This is a genomic window from Micromonospora narathiwatensis (genome assembly GCF_900089605.1).
GTDB lineage: Bacteria > Actinomycetota > Actinomycetes > Mycobacteriales > Micromonosporaceae > Micromonospora > Micromonospora narathiwatensis.
In genome coordinates this window covers 4,676,587-4,692,093 of record NZ_LT594324.1, presented here as the reverse complement: position 1 = coordinate 4,692,093, position 15,507 = coordinate 4,676,587, and the positions used below count along the sequence as shown (strand labels likewise).

General features: G+C 70.1%; 14 protein-coding genes and 3 tRNA genes. All 17 read left to right on the top strand.

The features are described from left to right. Positions 1–1,066: 1,066 nt before the first annotated feature. The 17 genes from GA0070621_RS31125 (at position 1,067) to rpoB (ending at position 15,465) form a co-directional block, all read left to right on the top strand. The gene (locus GA0070621_RS31125) at positions 1,067–1,189 is read left to right on the top strand and encodes a hypothetical protein (protein ID WP_269455357.1); all 123 of its coding nucleotides are present in this window, start codon (positions 1,067–1,069) and stop codon (positions 1,187–1,189) included. Between the two features lie 67 nt (positions 1,190–1,256). Beyond that, a complete protein-coding gene (locus GA0070621_RS20380; RefSeq protein WP_091198344.1) occupies positions 1,257–3,785 on the top strand; it encodes a putative bifunctional diguanylate cyclase/phosphodiesterase in 2,529 nt (842 codons plus the stop codon). A 96-nt stretch (positions 3,786–3,881) separates the two neighbouring features. Beyond that, positions 3,882–3,954 (top strand) — tRNA-Thr (locus GA0070621_RS20375). A 25-nt stretch (positions 3,955–3,979) separates the two neighbouring features. Next, a tRNA-Met gene (locus tag GA0070621_RS20370) sits at positions 3,980–4,052 on the top strand. A gap of 130 nt (positions 4,053–4,182) precedes the next feature. Beyond that, a complete protein-coding gene (rpmG, locus tag GA0070621_RS20365; RefSeq protein WP_007073056.1) occupies positions 4,183–4,350 on the top strand; it encodes a 50S ribosomal protein L33 in 168 nt (55 codons plus the stop codon). Between the two features lie 121 nt (positions 4,351–4,471). After that, on the top strand, positions 4,472–4,918 hold the full coding sequence (locus GA0070621_RS20360; RefSeq protein WP_091198341.1) for a MaoC family dehydratase N-terminal domain-containing protein: 447 nt from the start codon (positions 4,472–4,474) through the stop codon (positions 4,916–4,918). Position 4,919: 1 nt separating this feature from the next. Beyond that, positions 4,920–5,312 (top strand): MaoC family dehydratase, encoded by a 393-nt coding sequence (locus GA0070621_RS20355; RefSeq protein ID WP_091198339.1) that lies wholly within the window; start codon positions 4,920–4,922, stop codon positions 5,310–5,312. Between the two features lie 127 nt (positions 5,313–5,439). Continuing rightward, positions 5,440–5,512 (top strand) — tRNA-Trp (locus GA0070621_RS20350). A gap of 212 nt (positions 5,513–5,724) precedes the next feature. After that, positions 5,725–6,117: a preprotein translocase subunit SecE gene (gene secE / locus GA0070621_RS20345; RefSeq protein WP_091198336.1), complete on the top strand. Its 393-nt coding sequence runs from the start codon at positions 5,725–5,727 to the stop codon at positions 6,115–6,117. A 35-nt stretch (positions 6,118–6,152) separates the two neighbouring features. Continuing rightward, on the top strand, positions 6,153–6,875 hold the full coding sequence (gene nusG / locus GA0070621_RS20340) for a transcription termination/antitermination protein NusG (RefSeq protein WP_091198334.1): 723 nt from the start codon (positions 6,153–6,155) through the stop codon (positions 6,873–6,875). A 185-nt stretch (positions 6,876–7,060) separates the two neighbouring features. Continuing rightward, on the top strand, positions 7,061–7,492 hold the full coding sequence (gene rplK / locus GA0070621_RS20335) for a 50S ribosomal protein L11 (protein WP_091198330.1): 432 nt from the start codon (positions 7,061–7,063) through the stop codon (positions 7,490–7,492). Between the two features lie 83 nt (positions 7,493–7,575). Then, positions 7,576–8,292: a 50S ribosomal protein L1 gene (gene rplA, locus GA0070621_RS20330; RefSeq protein ID WP_091198326.1), complete on the top strand. Its 717-nt coding sequence runs from the start codon at positions 7,576–7,578 to the stop codon at positions 8,290–8,292. A gap of 77 nt (positions 8,293–8,369) precedes the next feature. Then, a complete protein-coding gene (locus GA0070621_RS20325) occupies positions 8,370–9,449 on the top strand; it encodes an ABC transporter ATP-binding protein (protein ID WP_167667089.1) in 1,080 nt (359 codons plus the stop codon). After that, positions 9,446–10,135, top strand: coding sequence for a hypothetical protein (locus GA0070621_RS20320; RefSeq protein ID WP_091198323.1), 690 nt, complete (start codon positions 9,446–9,448; stop codon positions 10,133–10,135). Before GA0070621_RS20325 ends, GA0070621_RS20320 begins: the two co-directional genes overlap by 4 nt. A gap of 336 nt (positions 10,136–10,471) precedes the next feature. Further along, positions 10,472–11,017: a 50S ribosomal protein L10 gene (gene rplJ / locus GA0070621_RS20315; protein ID WP_091198320.1), complete on the top strand. Its 546-nt coding sequence runs from the start codon at positions 10,472–10,474 to the stop codon at positions 11,015–11,017. Between the two features lie 55 nt (positions 11,018–11,072). Then, a complete protein-coding gene (rplL, locus tag GA0070621_RS20310) occupies positions 11,073–11,456 on the top strand; it encodes a 50S ribosomal protein L7/L12 (protein WP_091198318.1) in 384 nt (127 codons plus the stop codon). A gap of 577 nt (positions 11,457–12,033) precedes the next feature. Further along, on the top strand, positions 12,034–15,465 hold the full coding sequence (gene rpoB, locus GA0070621_RS20305; RefSeq protein ID WP_091198315.1) for a DNA-directed RNA polymerase subunit beta: 3,432 nt from the start codon (positions 12,034–12,036) through the stop codon (positions 15,463–15,465). Positions 15,466–15,507: the final 42 nt, after the last annotated feature.

Sequence of the window (15,507 nt, the reverse complement as noted above, 5' to 3'; positions counted from 1 at the left end):
GCCGGTCGGCACTGGGTGGTGGGACAGAAGCAGCAGCTCAGTGATGCTGAAAGGCCCGTGATCGCGGACGCCCTGTAAATCCGTCGCGAAAGCTACAGAGGTTCGAATCCTCTACCCGCCACCAGGTGCAACAACGGCCCCGTGAGCTGCGGAAACGCACTCCGGGGCCGTTCTCGTTCCAGTCCATCGCAGTGCTCGTCGGCGGCTACGGGGACATGACGAACTTCGGGGACCCGACCTCCCTCTGTCGATCAGACCCAGACTCACCGCATCAAGCGTCCGCGTCTCCGGGCGCCGCAGCACGTCGGGCTCCTGCTCGGACTCGCGTCGGGCAGTGGGTTGTGGTTGGGCTGGTCCGACAGGGTCGCGTCGCTGCTCCTCGCCGCCGGACTGTTCCTGTTTCACGGGCCGGCCGCTGTCGCCGCCTGGCGGGAGAGGGAATCCAGGCCGCCGAAGCCTGCGGAAGAGGTTCTGCGCTGGTACCCGAAGTGGTGGGCCTGACCGCGCACTTCTCGCCCGGTTCGTGATCGAACTCTCGCTAAACTCCCGCCGGTCAGTCGGCCGTGGTGTGGCACTCCACGTGTCGGTCACGGCGTCTGCCGAGGGCGGGTGCCGGCCGGGGCCGGCATCACGACGCCGACGCCACGACGAGCCGCTGATGGCCGGGACGCCGGGGCGACAGTGATCCGGGGCGGTGCACGGAACCAGGGCGCGCGGAGCGACGGATTGCCGACACCGAAAGTGCGGCTTTCGGGCGCATACATGTATGGTGACCTATGGCCGGGTGTGCGAGGTGGCGACCACCCGTGCCCGGTCTGCCCGCGAGTGGTCACCGACGGTGAGCAGATGATCGGTTTGCGGATAACGTCGGAATCCGCAGTGGATGAAGGGCTTCGTCGACTCATCACGGCCCTGATCTGGCCGGGTGTGCCGAGGGCCGTGGGCCGAACGGCGAAACCTGCCCTGCGCCCGTGCCGCGCCGCGTCCCGCCGCTTTCCTGCTTGCCGGCCCTGTGGCACGATCGTGAAGTCTCACCATCCCCTTGTCATCTTCGACAGGAGCAATCATGTCTGGTCGTAGACTGGGCCGACTGTTTGGCTCGCTCCTCCTCTTCTCCGCCATGGCCGGTGTCGCCCTCGCCAACGGAGGCGTGGCCGATCTCCGCTTGCTGGACTTCGTCTGGGTCTGACGGTCGTTCGGGCCGGTCGCCGGGCCGGCGGCCGTTTCAGGGCGCCACCCGCCGGGTTGGGAGTGGGATGAGCGGGCGAGGCACGCCGAGGCGCAGGTCGTCGGAGGACGCCTGGATCGTCACAGCACCGCTCGTCCTGCTCGCCGTCGCGTGCGCGACACTCACCGGCCTGATCGTTAAGCCGCCCATCGGTGGCTGGTTGCCGGCCGCGGTGCTGCTGGCCCTCATGATCGTGGCCAGCGCCCCGGTCGTCGGCTTGGTCGTCCGCCGGCAGTCGCTGGGCATGACGCTCACCGAGCTGCCGCTGGTGCTGGCGTTCTACTTCCTGCCACCGCTGACGGTCGTCCTTATCTACACCCTGTCGTCGCTGGTCACCCATCTGCGGCACCGGTTGGCGGCACCCAAGCTCTGGTTCAACGTCGCCCGCGCGGCTGCCGGTACGTCCCTGGGTGTCCTCGTCCTGCACGCGCTGCCGCCGTCCCGGGACGTCGGTCCCGCCACCTGGCTCGGCCTGTGCCTCGCCGTCAGCATGGTGATCCTGGTCAGCCTCACCTCGATCGCCGCGGTGCAGGCTCTGCTGCTGGGCTGGCATGCCGGCCGGGAGACCCTTCGCGCGCTGCCCTCGGCGACGATCACCATCGGCATCAACGTCTCGGCCGGCCTGATCGTGCTGACCCTGCTCAAGGCGTCCTGGTGGTCGCTGGTGCCACTCGCGGTGCTGGCCACCGGGCTCGTGGTGGTCTACCGGTCGTACGCCGAGTTCTTCCAGCAGCACCGCACCCTCACCGGGATGTACGAGCTGAGCCGCGCCATCTCGGCCAGCGGCCAGGACGGCACGCTCGCCGACGCCCTCCTCGGCCGGGTCCGCGCGCTCATGCAGGCCGAGTACGCCACCCTCTGGCTGCCCGCCCAGGGCCGGCACCCGGAGACCCTGCTCACCGCCCGGGTCGATGACCCGGGGCTGCTGGACACCGGACCCACCCCACCCGAACTGCGGCGGAAGGCGGTCGGCGCGGCCCGCCCGGTCACCGTCGGACGCGGAGTGTGCAGCGATCCCGAGTTCCGCGCCAGCCTGGCCGAGGAGGGGGTCAAGGACACGATCATCGTCCCGCTCCACTCCGGCCGGGTCGCGATCGGGACGCTCGAGGTCACCAATCGGCTCGTCGACCCCTCGCATTTCACCCAGCGGGACGTGGCGGTCCTGGAGACGGTCGCCGCGCACGCCGCCGCGGCCCTGGAGAACTCCCGGCTGGTCGACCGCCTCCGCCACGACGCGGAGCACGACGCGCTGACCAAGCTGCCCAACCGGCGGCGGCTGACCGCCGCGGTGGCCGAGGCGGTCAAGATCGGGGCGCCGGGCGAGGTGGTGGCGCTGCTGCTGTTCGACGTCGACCGGCTGCGCCAGGTCAACGAGTCGCTCGGCCACGCGGCCGGTGACAAGATCCTCGTCGAGGTCGCCGAACGGTTGCGCGCCTGTGCGCCCTCCTCGGCGCTCGTCGGCCGGGCCGGCGGCGACGAGTTCCTGGTGACGCTGCGGCTGGAGAGCGCCGAGACGGCGCTGGAGCTGGCCGGGCGGCTCCGCGAGCAGATCCGCGACGAGATGGTCTTCGACGCGCTCACCCTGGACGTGGACACCGCCGTCGGGGTGGCCGTACACCCGGATCATGGCAGCGACGCGGTGTCCCTGCTCCAGCGGGTGGACCTGGCCGCGACGGCGGCGAAGTCGGTCCCCGGCAGCGTCCAGCTCTACAGCCCGGCACTGGAGTCCCGGTCGCTGCGCCGGCTGGGCCTGGCCGGCGACCTGCGCCGGGCCCTGGACGACGGCGCGCTGGAGGTCTACTTCCAGCCCAAGGTGACGCTGCGGGACCGGCGTCTGGTCGGGGTGGAGTGCCTGGCCCGCTGGGAGCACCCGGCACACGGCACGGTGGCCCCCGACGACTTCGTCGCGGTGGCCGAGCACACCGGCCAGTTGGGTCGGCTCACCGAGTTCGTGCTCCGGGAGAGCCTGCGGCGCAGCCGGGACTGGAGCCATGGCGAGCACTCGCTCGCCGTCTCCGTCAACCTCGCCGGCCGTACGCTCATCGACCAGCACTTCCCGGCCCTGGTGCGGGAGTTGCTCGACGAGTACGGCGTACCGCCGCAGCGGCTCACCCTGGAGATCACCGAGTCGGGCGTGCTGGACGGCACGGAACGCCCGATACCCACCCTGCGGCGCCTGCGTGACCTCGGCGTCCGGCTCTCGGTGGACGACTTCGGCACCGGCAACTCCTCCCTGGCCCAGTTGCGTCGGCTGCCGGTGAACGAGGTGAAGGTCGACCGGTCGTTCGTGCAGGGGATGGCGACCGATCCGGGCGACCTGGCCATTGTGAACGCCGTGGTGACGCTCTCCCAGCAGTTCGGGCTGGCCGTGGTGGCCGAGGGCGTGGAGAGCGAGCTGACCCTGGAGCTGCTCCAGGACATCGGCTGTGAGATCGGCCAGGGCTTCCTGTTCAGCCGGCCGCTGCCGTACGAGCGGCTGGAGGCCTGGTTCGGTGCCCAGGTCGACCCGGAGGCGATCATCGCCGGCGAGCTGCCTCGCCTGCGTGTGGTGCCCTGAGCTGCGCGGACGCGGTAACGGGGGATCCGATTTCACCTCGGCGGCGAGGTCGTGTACTGTTTCCCCTGCGCGACACCCCACGGGGTGATCGGGTAGGCCCCCTTAGCTCAGTCGGCAGAGCGTCTCCATGGTAAGGAGAAGGTCTACGGTTCGATTCCGTAAGGGGGCTCAGAGGGTCCGGCTGGACCCGCCACGGCGGTGTAGCTCAGATGGCAGAGCAAGCGGCTCATAATCGCTGTGTCGCCGGTTCAAGTCCGGCCACCGCTACTCTCGTCCTCCGGGTCACCCGGTGGTCGGTGGGTTGGGCGCCGCAGGCGCCCACTTTGCATGTCTGCGCAGTAACGGCGTAGGCTCATGCGCTGTAGTTGTTACCCGTTAGCGAGGAAGGCACTCCGCCGTGGCGAAGGCGACCGATGTCCGGCCGAAGATCACTTTGGCGTGTGTGGAGTGCAAGGAGCGCAACTACATCACGCGCAAGAACCGTCGTAACGACCCGGACCGCATCGAGCTGAAGAAGTTCTGCCCGCGCGACGGCCGGCACACGGTCCACCGCGAGACCCGCTGACCTCGGCCGGCCCCGCGGGCCCGGTTCCGCACACTTTCGAACGCCGATCCGCACGGACGGTGGCTGCCGAGCCGCCAGCCCGTACGGGTCGGCGTTTGTGCTTTCCGTGTAGGTTCGCGGCATGTCCCTGGACCCGTCCTTCGTCGGCCGGACGTATCCGCCGACCGCCCCCTATCAGGTGGGCCGAGAAAAGATCCGCGAGTTCGCCACCGCCATCGGCGCCACCGACCCGGCTCACCACGACCCGGAGGCCGCGCGGGCGCTCGGGCACTCCGACGTGGTCGCCCCGCCGACCTTCCCGGTGATCGTGACCATGGCCGCCAGCCGGCAGATCGTCGAGGACCCGGCGCTCGGTGTCGACTACAGCCGGGTCGTCCACGGCGACCAGCGCTTCGCGTACACCCGGCCGGTGGTGGCCGGTGACGAGTTGGTCTGCGTCAACACCATCGAGGAGATCACCAACCGGGGCGGGCACGGCTTCCTGACCACCCGTACCGACGTGACCACCGCCGCCGGCGAGCCGGTGGTGGCCGTCTGGTCCAAGATCGTCGTACGCGGGGAGGCCTGACGTGGAGCTGCCCACCCAGACGTTCCGGGTGACCCGTGCGGACCTGGTCCGCTACGCGGGTGCCTCGGGCGACTTCAACCCGATCCACTGGAGCGACCGCACCGCTACCAAGGTGGGGCTGCCCGGGGTCATCGCCCACGGCATGTTCACCATGGCGCTGGTCGGCCGGGCGGTCGCCGCCTGGGCCGGTTCCCCCGACGCGGTGGTCGATTTCGGCGTGCGGTTCACCCGCCCGGTGGTCGTGCCCGACACCGACGAGGGCACCGAGATCGTGGTCAGCGCGGTGGTCAAGGAGGTCACCGAGGCGGGCCTGACCAGGCTCGACGTCACCGCGACCTGCCACGGGGAGAAGGTCCTGTCGCAGGCCCGGGCGACCGTCCGGACGCCTCGCTGACCGGCCTGTCGACGCGCGAGGGGTAGACCGGTTGGGAAAGTCGCCCGACTACCCGTACACTGGTCCGCCGTGGGGCAAGTGACCCCTGCCCGGCACTGCGTGTTCGGGTTGGGGTGAGTTGTCGCACAGGGGTGTAGCTCAATTGGCAGAGCAGCGGTCTCCAAAACCGCAGGCTGCAGGTTCAAGTCCTGTCACCCCTGCGCCTCAGGCCTGACCGTTCCGTGGGTCGCGTCGCCGTATGGCGGCGCCCGGCCCGTGGTGGTGGCATCGGCGGGGTGGTTCCGAGGCATTCGGGCCCTCCCGGTCGGTCCGCCGGCCGCGGCCCGTCGCGGGACGGTTGGTCCGGCCGGCGTGACCGCACGCCGCGCACGCCCCATCGGCGTGCGACCCGAGATCCCGCACGGAGGGCGAAGTGGCCGAGAACAAGCGGCGCGGCGAGGACGCCGGCGACGAGCGTCTGCCTGAGGACGCGGTCGTCGACGACACGGCCGAAGACGACGCCACGAGCGAGGACGAGCCGGTCACCCGGGGTGGCACCGCCACCCGCGAGAGGGCCCGTGCCGATTCGACCGAGGGCCGGAAGACCCGTAAGGACACCGAGCGGATCGGGCTCTTCGCCCGTATCGCGCGGTTCTTCCGCGAGGTCGTGGCCGAGCTGCGTAAGGTCATCTGGCCGACCCGCAAGGAGCTGCTGACCTACACGGCCGTGGTGGTCACCTTCGTCGCGGTGATGCTGGCGATCGTGGCCGGCCTGGACTACGGCTTCGCGAAGGCGGTGCTGTGGGTCTTCGGCAACCCCAGCTGACCGGCGACCAGCCATAGTGACGGAAGTGAGCGAGCGTGCCTGAGTACGACGAGACCGCCGAGACCCCGGGCGAGCAGTCCACGGTGGCGACGGCGGCCAACAACGAGTCGGTCGAGGCCGCCAGCGAGCCGGAATTCCCGACCACCGAGCCCGCCCCGGACGAGGACTTCGACCCGGTCGCCGAGCTGCGCCAGAAGCTGCGCTACGCCCCCGGCGACTGGTACGTGGTGCACTCGTACGCCGGCTACGAGAACAAGGTCAAGACCAACCTCGAGACCCGGATCACCTCCCTCGACATGGAGGACTTCATCTACCAGGTCGAGGTGCCGACCCGGGAAGAGGTCGAGGTCAAGAACGGTAAGCGGTCGCAGATCCAGGCGAAGGTCTTCCCGGGCTACATCCTGGTCCGGATGGAGCTGACCGCCGAGTCCTACTCCTGCGTCCGGAACACCCCGGGGGTCACCGGCTTCGTCGGCGCGACCGACCGGGCCGACCGGCCGGCGCCGCTGAGCCTCGACGAGGTGCTGAAGTGGCTGGCCCCGGCGGTCGAGGCCGTGGAGAAGAAGGCGAAGCCCGAGGTCAGGGTCCTCGACTTCGAGGTCGGCGACTCGGTCACCGTCACCGACGGTGCCTTCGCTTCGCTGCCGGCGACGATCAGCGAGATCAACGCCGACCAGCAGAAGCTCAAGGTGCTGGTGTCGATCTTCGGCCGGGAGACGCCGGTCGAGCTGAACTTCAACCAGGTCGCCAAGATCTGACGTACGCCTCGCGCCGGCGGTGGGCTTCCGGCCCGCCGCCGGTGCGTCGTTCTGCCGTCCCGCCGGACCTCGGCCGAGGGCGGCACGACGGCTGCGCTACCCTAGAACGTCGGCTGTCCGCACCGCGCTGACCGTGCGCGCCCGCGGGCCGGCGAAAATCCCAGTTCCAAGCCCCAGGAAGAGACATGCCTCCGAAGAAGAAGCTCGTCAAGACGTTCACGCTTCAGCTGCCGGCGGGCCAGGCCACCCCGGCGCCGCCGGTCGGCCCCGCGCTCGGCCAGCACGGCGTGAACATCATGGAGTTCTGCAAGTCCTACAACGCGCAGACCGAGTCGCAGCGGGGCGACATCGTCCCCGCCGAGATCAGCGTCTACGAGGACCGCACCTTCACCTTCGTGCTGAAGACCCCGCCCGCCGCCCGGCTGCTGATCAAGGCCGCCGGTGTGCAGAAGGGCTCGGGCGTCCCGCACAAGGAGAAGGTCGGCACGGTGACCCGCGCCCAGGTACGCGAGATCGCCGAGAAGAAGATGTCGGACCTCAACGCCAACGACCTCGACCAGGCTGAGAAGATCATCGCCGGCACCGCCCGGTCGATGGGCCTGAACGTCGCCGACTGACCTCGGTCAGCGCTCCATCCGATCAGTTCGTGGGAGGGCCGCGGACGTCGCGGGCCCGCCAAAGACCACAGGAGTAACAAGTCATGCAGCGCAGCAAGAACTACCGCAAGGCCGCCGACGTCATCGACCGGTCGAAGCTCTACTCGCCCGCCGAGGCCGTCAAGCTGGCCAAGGAGACCACCAACGTCAAGTTCGACGCCACGGTCGAGGTCGCCATGCGCCTCGGCGTCGACCCCCGCAAGGCGGACCAGATGGTCCGTGGCACGGTCAACCTGCCGCACGGCACCGGTAAGACCGCCCGCGTGATCGTCTTCGCCGCCGGGGCGAAGGCCGAGGAGGCCGCCGCCGCGGGTGCGGACGAGGTGGGCACCGACGAGCTGGTCGCCCGTATCCAGGGCGGTTGGCTCGACTTCGACGCGGCGATCGCCACGCCGGACCAGATGGCCAAGATCGGCCGGATCGCGCGGATCCTGGGCCCGCGCGGCCTGATGCCGAACCCGAAGACCGGCACGGTGACCATGGACGTCGCCAAGGCCGTCTCGGACATCAAGGGCGGCAAGATCACCTTCCGGGTGGACAAGCACTCGAACCTCCACCTGATCATCGGCAAGGCCTCGTTCTCCGAGACTCAGCTGATCGACAACTACGCGGCGGTGCTGGACGAGGTGCTGCGCTCGAAGCCGTCCGCGGCCAAGGGCAAGTACCTGAAGAAGGTCACCCTCACCACCACCATGGGCCCGGGCGTCCCGGTCGACCCGAACGCGGTGAAGAACCTGAGCGAGGCCTCGGCCGAGGCCTGAGCACAACTGCCCTGACAGGGCCCCGCCACCCACGTGGCGGGGCCCTGTTCGTCTGTCGGCTGTGGCAGGCTTGCCGCATGCGGCTGGAGAACGTCTGGTTGCGCTATCACCGGCGCGGCCCGTGGGTGTTGCGGCAGACCGAGGTGCGGATCGGTCCGGGCGAGGCCGCGGTGGTGCTCGGGCGCAACGGGGCGGGCAAGTCGACGCTGCTCCAACTCACCGCGGGCGGGCTCCGGCCGACCCGCGGCCGGGTGGTCGACCGGCCCGCCGCCGTCGGCTGGGTGCCGGAGCGTTTCCCCGCCGACCAGCCGTTCACCGTGGCGCAGTACCTCGCCGCGATGGGCCGGGTCGCCGGTCTCTCCGGTCCGGCGACGGACCGGGCGGTGCGGCACTGGGTCGACCGGCTCGGTCTGGCCCGGTTCTGGGAGGTCCGGTTGCCCCGGTTGTCGAAGGGCACCGCCCAGAAGGTCGGCCTGGCCCAGGCGCTGCTGCGGCGGCCCGGCCTGCTCGTCCTCGACGAGCCCTGGGAGGGTCTGGACGCCGCCGCCCGCGAGCTGGTGCCGGTGTTCATCGACGAGGTGCTGGCCGACGGCGGCACGGTCCTGGTCAGCGACCACCGTGGTGAGACCGTCCGGCTGCCCGGCGCCCGGCGGTGGACGGTCGCCGACGGCACGGTGACCGAGCAGGCGTCGTCGGGCGACACGGCCATGGCGGTGGTCGAACTGGCGGTCCCGGCCGCCGGGGTCGCCGCCGCCGTCGCCCGGTTGCGCGCCGACGGGCACCACGTCCTCCGGGTACGCGAGCACGCCGCCCCGCCTCCCGCCACGCGACCCGATCCCGGGCCGCCCCCCGACGCCACCCCGCGACCCGTCGCGGCACCGCCGACCGACGCCGCCTCACCTCCCGCCGTGGCGCCGCTGGCCGATGCCGCCTCGCCTCCCGCGGCGCGATCCGCGGTGCCGCCGGCCGATGCCGTTTCGTCTCCCGCGAACGGCCCATGGCCCGGCATCGGGTCTGCGCAGGCGGCCGGCCCCAGGCCGGGTGGTGGCCCGACGGTCGACGCCCCGATCCCGGTCGAGCCGGCTCCGGCTCCGCCGGACGCCGGGGTGCTGGCCGGGCGGGACCTGACCGGTCCGGCTCGGGAGGTGACCCGGTGACCGCGCTGGTCCGGCTGCGGCTGGCGGGCTTCCTGCGTACCGGGCACGCGCTGGCACCGGTGCTGGCCGGCCTGCTGGCCCTCGGCGTCCTCTACGGCGGCGGCCGGGCCCAGCCGGCGGAGGCGTACGGCGTCTCGGCGGTTGTGCTCTTCCCGCTGCTGGCGTGGCAGACGAAGATCCTGCTGGACGTGGAGCCGGACGTGCAGCGCCGGCTGGCGCGGGTGGTGGTCGGCCCGGCCCGCGAGCAGGTTGCCGGCCTGGTCGCGGCCGCGGTGGCCGGGCTCGGCACGGTGGTCCTGGCGGTGGTCTTCCCGTGGCTGGTCGGCGGGGTGACCGGCCAGAATCCGCCCGGCGGTCGGTCGGTGCCCGCCGGGATCGCCCTCGGCATCTGGGCCCACCTGCTCGCCCTGCCCGCCGCGGTGGCGCTGGGCGCACTGGCCAGCCGGGTGATCACCCGCAGCGCCGGGTACGGCGTCGCGGTGTTGACGATCGGTGCGGTCGGCGCCCTGGTTCTGGGGCTGAGCGGCTCGGTGGCGCCGTGGCTGGCGCCGCCGGTGATGCCGACCGCGCGGGCGCTGACGGGCGAGCTGGCGGTCCCGACCGGCCTGCTGCTGACCGGCTGGGCGCTGGCCTGGGCGGCGGTGGCGCTCGCCGGCTACGCCCAGGGGCGCCGTACCCGCGCCTGAGGCTGCTCGGGTCGGCGACCGAAGGGTGACCCATGGCACTCCAGCGCCGATTTGGTGCTACCCGGTCACGTCGCGTACCCTTGCCAGGTAGTTCCACCCAGAGACCGCTGGTCACCGTGCCCCGGCACGGTCGAAGGTTCCGCGATGACGGGCGACCCGCGCAGGGCGGCAAGCGAAAATCGGCGCTGTACGTGGTCCGCCGACCGCGTCCGTTGTGCCGGCCCTCGCCCCGTGCGCCCTGCGCCGGGGCTTTTCTCGTTGTTGTGATGCCTCCGCGCCGTCGCGAGCGTCCGCTCGTTGCGGCGTACCAGCTCCGAGTAACGAGAGAGGAGGGACATGGCGGACAAGCCGATCCGGGCTGACAAGGCCACGGCCGTCGCCGAGCTGACCGAGAGCTTCCGCAACGCGGGGGCCACCGTGCTGACCGAGTACCGCGGGCTCACGGTTTCCCAGCTCACCCAGCTGCGGCGCTCGCTCGGCAAGGAGACCAGCTACACGGTCGCGAAGAACACGCTGGCCAAGCGTGCGGCGACCGAGGCGGGCATCTCCGGCCTCGACGAGCTGTTCACCGGTCCTACCGCGCTGACTTTCGTTTCGGGCGACGTCGTCGAGGCGGCGAAGGGGCTTCGCGAATTCGCGAAGGCCAACCCGAAGCTCGTCATCAAGGGCGGTGTCTTCGAGGGCAAGGCCATTTCCGCGGCCGAGGTCACGAAGCTCGCCGACCTGGAGTCCCGCGAGGTGCTGCTGGCGAAGCTGGCCGGCGCCATGAAGGGCAACCTGAGCAAGGCCGCGGCCCTGTTCCAGGCTCCGCTCGCCAAGACCGCGCGTCTGGCGGCCGCCCTGCAGGACAAGCGCGAGAAGGAGGGCGCCGAGGCGGCCTGAGGCCCCGCGGCGCACCCACGTTCTTAGTTAAACCATTCAGGAAAGGACGCCAGACATGGCGAAGCTCAGCACCGACGAGCTGCTCGACGCGTTCAAGGAGATGACGCTGATCGAGCTCTCCGAGTTCGTGAAGCAGTTCGAGGAGACCTTCGAGGTCACCGCCGCCGCCCCGGTCGCCGTGGCCGCGGGTGCCCCGGCCGCCGCCGCCGCGGAGGCCGAGCCGGAGAAGGACGAGTTCGACGTCGTCCTCGACGCCGACGGTGGCAAGAAGATCCAGGTCATCAAGGTCGTGCGCGAGCTGACCGGCCTGGGCCTGAAGGAGGCCAAGGACCTGGTCGAGGCCGCGCCGAAGGCGGTCCTGGAGAAGGTCAACAAGGAGACCGCCGACAAGGCCAAGGCCAAGCTCGAGGGCGAGGGCGCCAAGGTCACCCTCAAGTGACCTTGAGGTCGACCTGACGCGCGTCCGGCTCACGTGAGCCGGGGCACACCGCGTCGTGGCGGGCGGTGATCCGGGATCCCGGATCACCGCCCGCTGTGGGTTCGGGTGCTCGGTGTAAGCGGCGTGAGCAGGGCGTTCAGCGCCTGCGGTGGGGCCTGGAGGCGACGGCTGTCGGTAGTCCGTCGGGGGGAAAGCAACCTCAACCGGTAACCGGCCCTTGACGCGACACCAGGCTGACAGGCACGCTGACACCAGCAAGACCTTCCGCGCTTGCAACGGCCACCTCTCGGGTAATGGCAGCGGCAGCACCATGGCCCGCGGCACCCGAGCGGCCCGGCAGGAACGTCGCGTTCCGAGCGGCCCGGTAGACCCGGTTTTCAGGGTCCCGAGGCAAAGTTCCGCGACGACCTGCGGGGTGGGCTGGACAGCGGTTAGCCTCTCGGCTACACTGCTAGTTTGCGCTGCCTTCCGAATCGACCCCTGCTCGGAAATGTCCGATTACGGCTATTTCTGGTGGGGTCATTGGAGTGCACGCGTACCAGCCGTTATGCAGCACCGGTCCTCGGAAGGACGCATCTTGGCAGCTTCCCGCCCTGCGAAGACCAGTCGTACGTCGAGCGCTTTCGCGCCCCGCCGAGTTTCTTTCGGCAGGATCACCGAACACCTCGAGGTCCCCAACCTCCTTGCCATCCAGAACGAGTCCTTCGACTGGCTCGTCGGCAACGAGGCTTGGCAGGGCCGGTCGGCGGACGACCCGCACGCACGCTCGGGTCTCGCGGAGATCCTCGACGAGATCAGTCCCATTGAGGACTTTTCCGGCACCATGTCGCTCTCCTTCTCGGCTCCGCGCTTCGACGAGGTCAAGGCCTCGATCGAGGAGTGCAAGGAGAAGGACCTGACCTACTGCGCCCCGCTGTTCGTGACGGCGGAGTTCACCAACAACACCACCGGCGAGATCAAGAGCCAGACGGTGTTCATGGGTGACTTCCCGATGATGACGCCGAAGGGCACCTTCATCATCAACGGCACCGAGCGCGTCGTGGTCAGCCAGCTCGTCCGCTCGCCGGGCGTCTACTTCGACAAGCAGCCGGACAAGACCTCCGACCGCGACCTCTCCAGCGTCAAGGTCATCCCGAGCCGGGGTGCCTGGCTGGAGTTCGACATCGACAAGCGCGACACGGTCGGCGTCCGTATCGACCGCAAGCGCCGGCAGGCCGTCACCGTCCTGCTCAAGGCCATCGGGTGGTCGGCGGAGCAGATCCGCGAGAAGTTCGGCTGGTCCGAGCTGATGATGACCACGCTGGAGAAGGACCACATCGCCGGCCAGGACGAGGCGCTGCTCGACATCTACCGGAAGCTCCGCCCTGGCGAGCCGCCGACCCGCGAGAACGCCCAGACCCTGCTCGACAACCTCTTCTTCAACCCGAAGCGGTACGACGTCGCCAAGGTCGGGCGCTACAAGTTCAACAAGAAGCTCGAGCTGGGCGTGCCGATCACCACCGGCACGCTCACCGAGGACGACATCGTCGCCACCGTCGAGTACCTCTGCCGGCTGCACGCCGGTGAGGAGGGCTACGAGGCCGACGACATCGACCACTTCGGCAACCGTCGCCTGCGTACCGTGGGCGAGCTCATCCAGAACCAGGTCCGCGTCGGCCTGTCCCGGATGGAGCGCGTCGTCCGCGAGCGGATGACCACCCAGGACGTCGAGGCGATCACCCCGCAGACCCTGATCAACATCCGCCCGGTGGTGGCGGCGATCAAGGAGTTCTTCGGCACCTCGCAGCTGTCCCAGTTCATGGACCAGACCAACCCGCTGGCGGGCCTGACCCACCGGCGCCGGCTGAGCGCGCTCGGCCCGGGTGGTCTGTCCCGGGAGCGGGCCGGCTTCGAGGTCCGCGACGTGCACCCGTCCCACTACGGCCGGATGTGCCCGATCGAGACGCCGGAAGGCCCGAACATCGGTCTGATCGGCGCGCTGTCCACCTTCGCCCGGGTCAACCCGTTCGGCTTCATCGAGACGCCGTACCGGAAGGTCGTCAACGGTCGGGTCACCGACCAGATCGACTACCTGACCGCGGACGAGGAGGACCGGTTCGTCAAGGCGCAGGCCAACGCCCCGCTGAAGTCCGACGGGTCGTTCGCCGAGGACCGCGTCCTGGTCCGCCGTAAGGGCGGCGAGACCGAGGACGTGCCGCCGGAGGCCGTGGACTACATGGACGTCTCGCCGCGGCAGATGACCTCCGTGGCGACCGCGATGATCCCGTTCCTCGAGCACGACGACGCCAACCGCGCGCTCATGGGCGCGAACATGCAGCGCCAGGCGGTGCCGCTGGTCAAGGCGGAGTCCCCGCTGGTCGGTACGGGCATGGAGTACCGCGCGGCCGTCGACGCCGGTGACGTCGTCGTGGCCGAGGTCGGTGGCGTGATCGAGGACCTCTGCGCCGACTACATCACCGTCCACCAGGACGACGGCCACCGCCGGACGTACCTGCTGCACAAGTTCCGCCGCTCCAACGCCGGCTCCTGCGTCAACCAGAAGCCGGTCGTCTTCGAGGGCGACCGCGTCGAGGCCGGCCAGGTCATCGCCGACGGTCCGTGCACCGACGAGGGCGAGATGGCGCTCGGGCGCAACCTGCTCGTGGCGTTCATGACCTGGGAGGGGCACAACTACGAGGACGCGATCATCCTGTCGCAGCGCCTCGTGCAGCAGGACGTGCTCACCTCGATCCACATCGAGGAGCACGAGGTCGACGCCCGGGACACCAAGCTCGGCCCGGAGGAGATCACCCGCGACATCCCGAACGTCAGCGAGGAGATGCTCGCCGACCTCGACGAGCGCGGCATCATCCGGATCGGCGCCGAGGTCGTCCCTGGCGACATCCTGGTCGGCAAGGTCACTCCGAAGGGTGAGACCGAGCTGACCCCCGAGGAGCGGCTGCTCCGCGCGATCTTCGGCGAGAAGGCGCGCGAGGTCCGGGACACCTCGCTGAAGGTGCCGCACGGCGAGACCGGCACGGTCATCGGCGTGCGTACCTTCTCCCGCGAGGACGGCGACGAGCTGCCTCCGGGCGTGAACGAGCTGGTCCGGGTCTACGTGGCCCAGAAGCGCAAGATCCAGGACGGTGACAAGCTCGCGGGCCGCCACGGCAACAAGGGCGTCATCTCCAAGATCCTGCCGATCGAGGACATGCCGTTCCTGGAGGACGGCACCCCGGTCGACATCGTGCTGAACCCGCTCGGTGTGCCGTCCCGGATGAACATCGGCCAGGTCCTGGAGACCCACCTCGGGTGGGTGGCCAAGACCGGCTGGAGCGTCGACGGCGACGACGCCGAGTGGAAGCGCCAGCTCCGCTCGATCGAGGCGCACGAGTCCGAGCCGGACACCAACGTGGCCACCCCGGTTTTCGACGGTGCCCGCGAGGAGGAGATCTCCGGTCTGCTCGCGTCGACCCTGCCCAACCGGGACGGCAAGCAGCTGATCGGCTCCTCCGGCAAGGCGCAGCTCTTCGACGGTCGCTCCGGTGAGCCGTTGCCGGACCCGATCGCGGTCGGCTACATCTACATCCTGAAGCTCAACCACCTGGTCGACGACAAGATCCACGCCCGGTCGACCGGCCCGTACTCGATGATCACGCAGCAGCCGCTGGGTGGTAAGGCGCAGTTCGGTGGCCAGCGCTTCGGCGAGATGGAGTGCTGGGCGATGCAGGCGTACGGCGCCGCGTACGCCCTGCAGGAGCTGCTGACCATCAAGTCCGACGACGTCCTGGGCCGGGTGAAGGTCTACGAGGCGATCGTCAAGGGCGAGAACATCCCCGAGCCGGGCATCCCGGAGTCGTTCAAGGTGCTGCTCAAGGAGCTGCAGTCGCTGTGCCTCAACGTCGAGGTGCTGTCCAGCGACGGTGTGGCCCTGGAGATGCGCGAGACCGACGACGAGGTGTTCCGGGCCGCGGAGGAGCTGGGCATCGACCTGTCCCGGCGCGAGCCGAGCTCGGTCGAAGAGGTCTGAGGTGAGTGGTCGGGAGCCGGTCCGCCGGCTCCCGACCCCGCC

What these genes read in the sequence shown, in the direction of transcription:
- GA0070621_RS31125 (WP_269455357.1), top strand. Translation starts at nt 1,067, where the DNA reads ATGTCTGGTCGTAGACTGGGCCGACTGTTTGGCTCGCTCCTCCTCTTC.
- GA0070621_RS20380 (WP_091198344.1), top strand. Translation starts at nt 1,257, where the DNA reads ATGAGCGGGCGAGGCACGCCGAGGCGCAGGTCGTCGGAGGACGCCTGG.
- GA0070621_RS20360 (WP_091198341.1), top strand. Translation starts at nt 4,472, where the DNA reads ATGTCCCTGGACCCGTCCTTCGTCGGCCGGACGTATCCGCCGACCGCC.
- rplK (WP_091198330.1), top strand. Translation starts at nt 7,061, where the DNA reads ATGCCTCCGAAGAAGAAGCTCGTCAAGACGTTCACGCTTCAGCTGCCG.
- rplA (WP_091198326.1), top strand. Translation starts at nt 7,576, where the DNA reads ATGCAGCGCAGCAAGAACTACCGCAAGGCCGCCGACGTCATCGACCGG.
- GA0070621_RS20325 (WP_167667089.1), top strand. Translation starts at nt 8,370, where the DNA reads ATGCGGCTGGAGAACGTCTGGTTGCGCTATCACCGGCGCGGCCCGTGG.
- rplJ (WP_091198320.1), top strand. Translation starts at nt 10,472, where the DNA reads ATGGCGGACAAGCCGATCCGGGCTGACAAGGCCACGGCCGTCGCCGAG.
- rplL (WP_091198318.1), top strand. Translation starts at nt 11,073, where the DNA reads ATGGCGAAGCTCAGCACCGACGAGCTGCTCGACGCGTTCAAGGAGATG.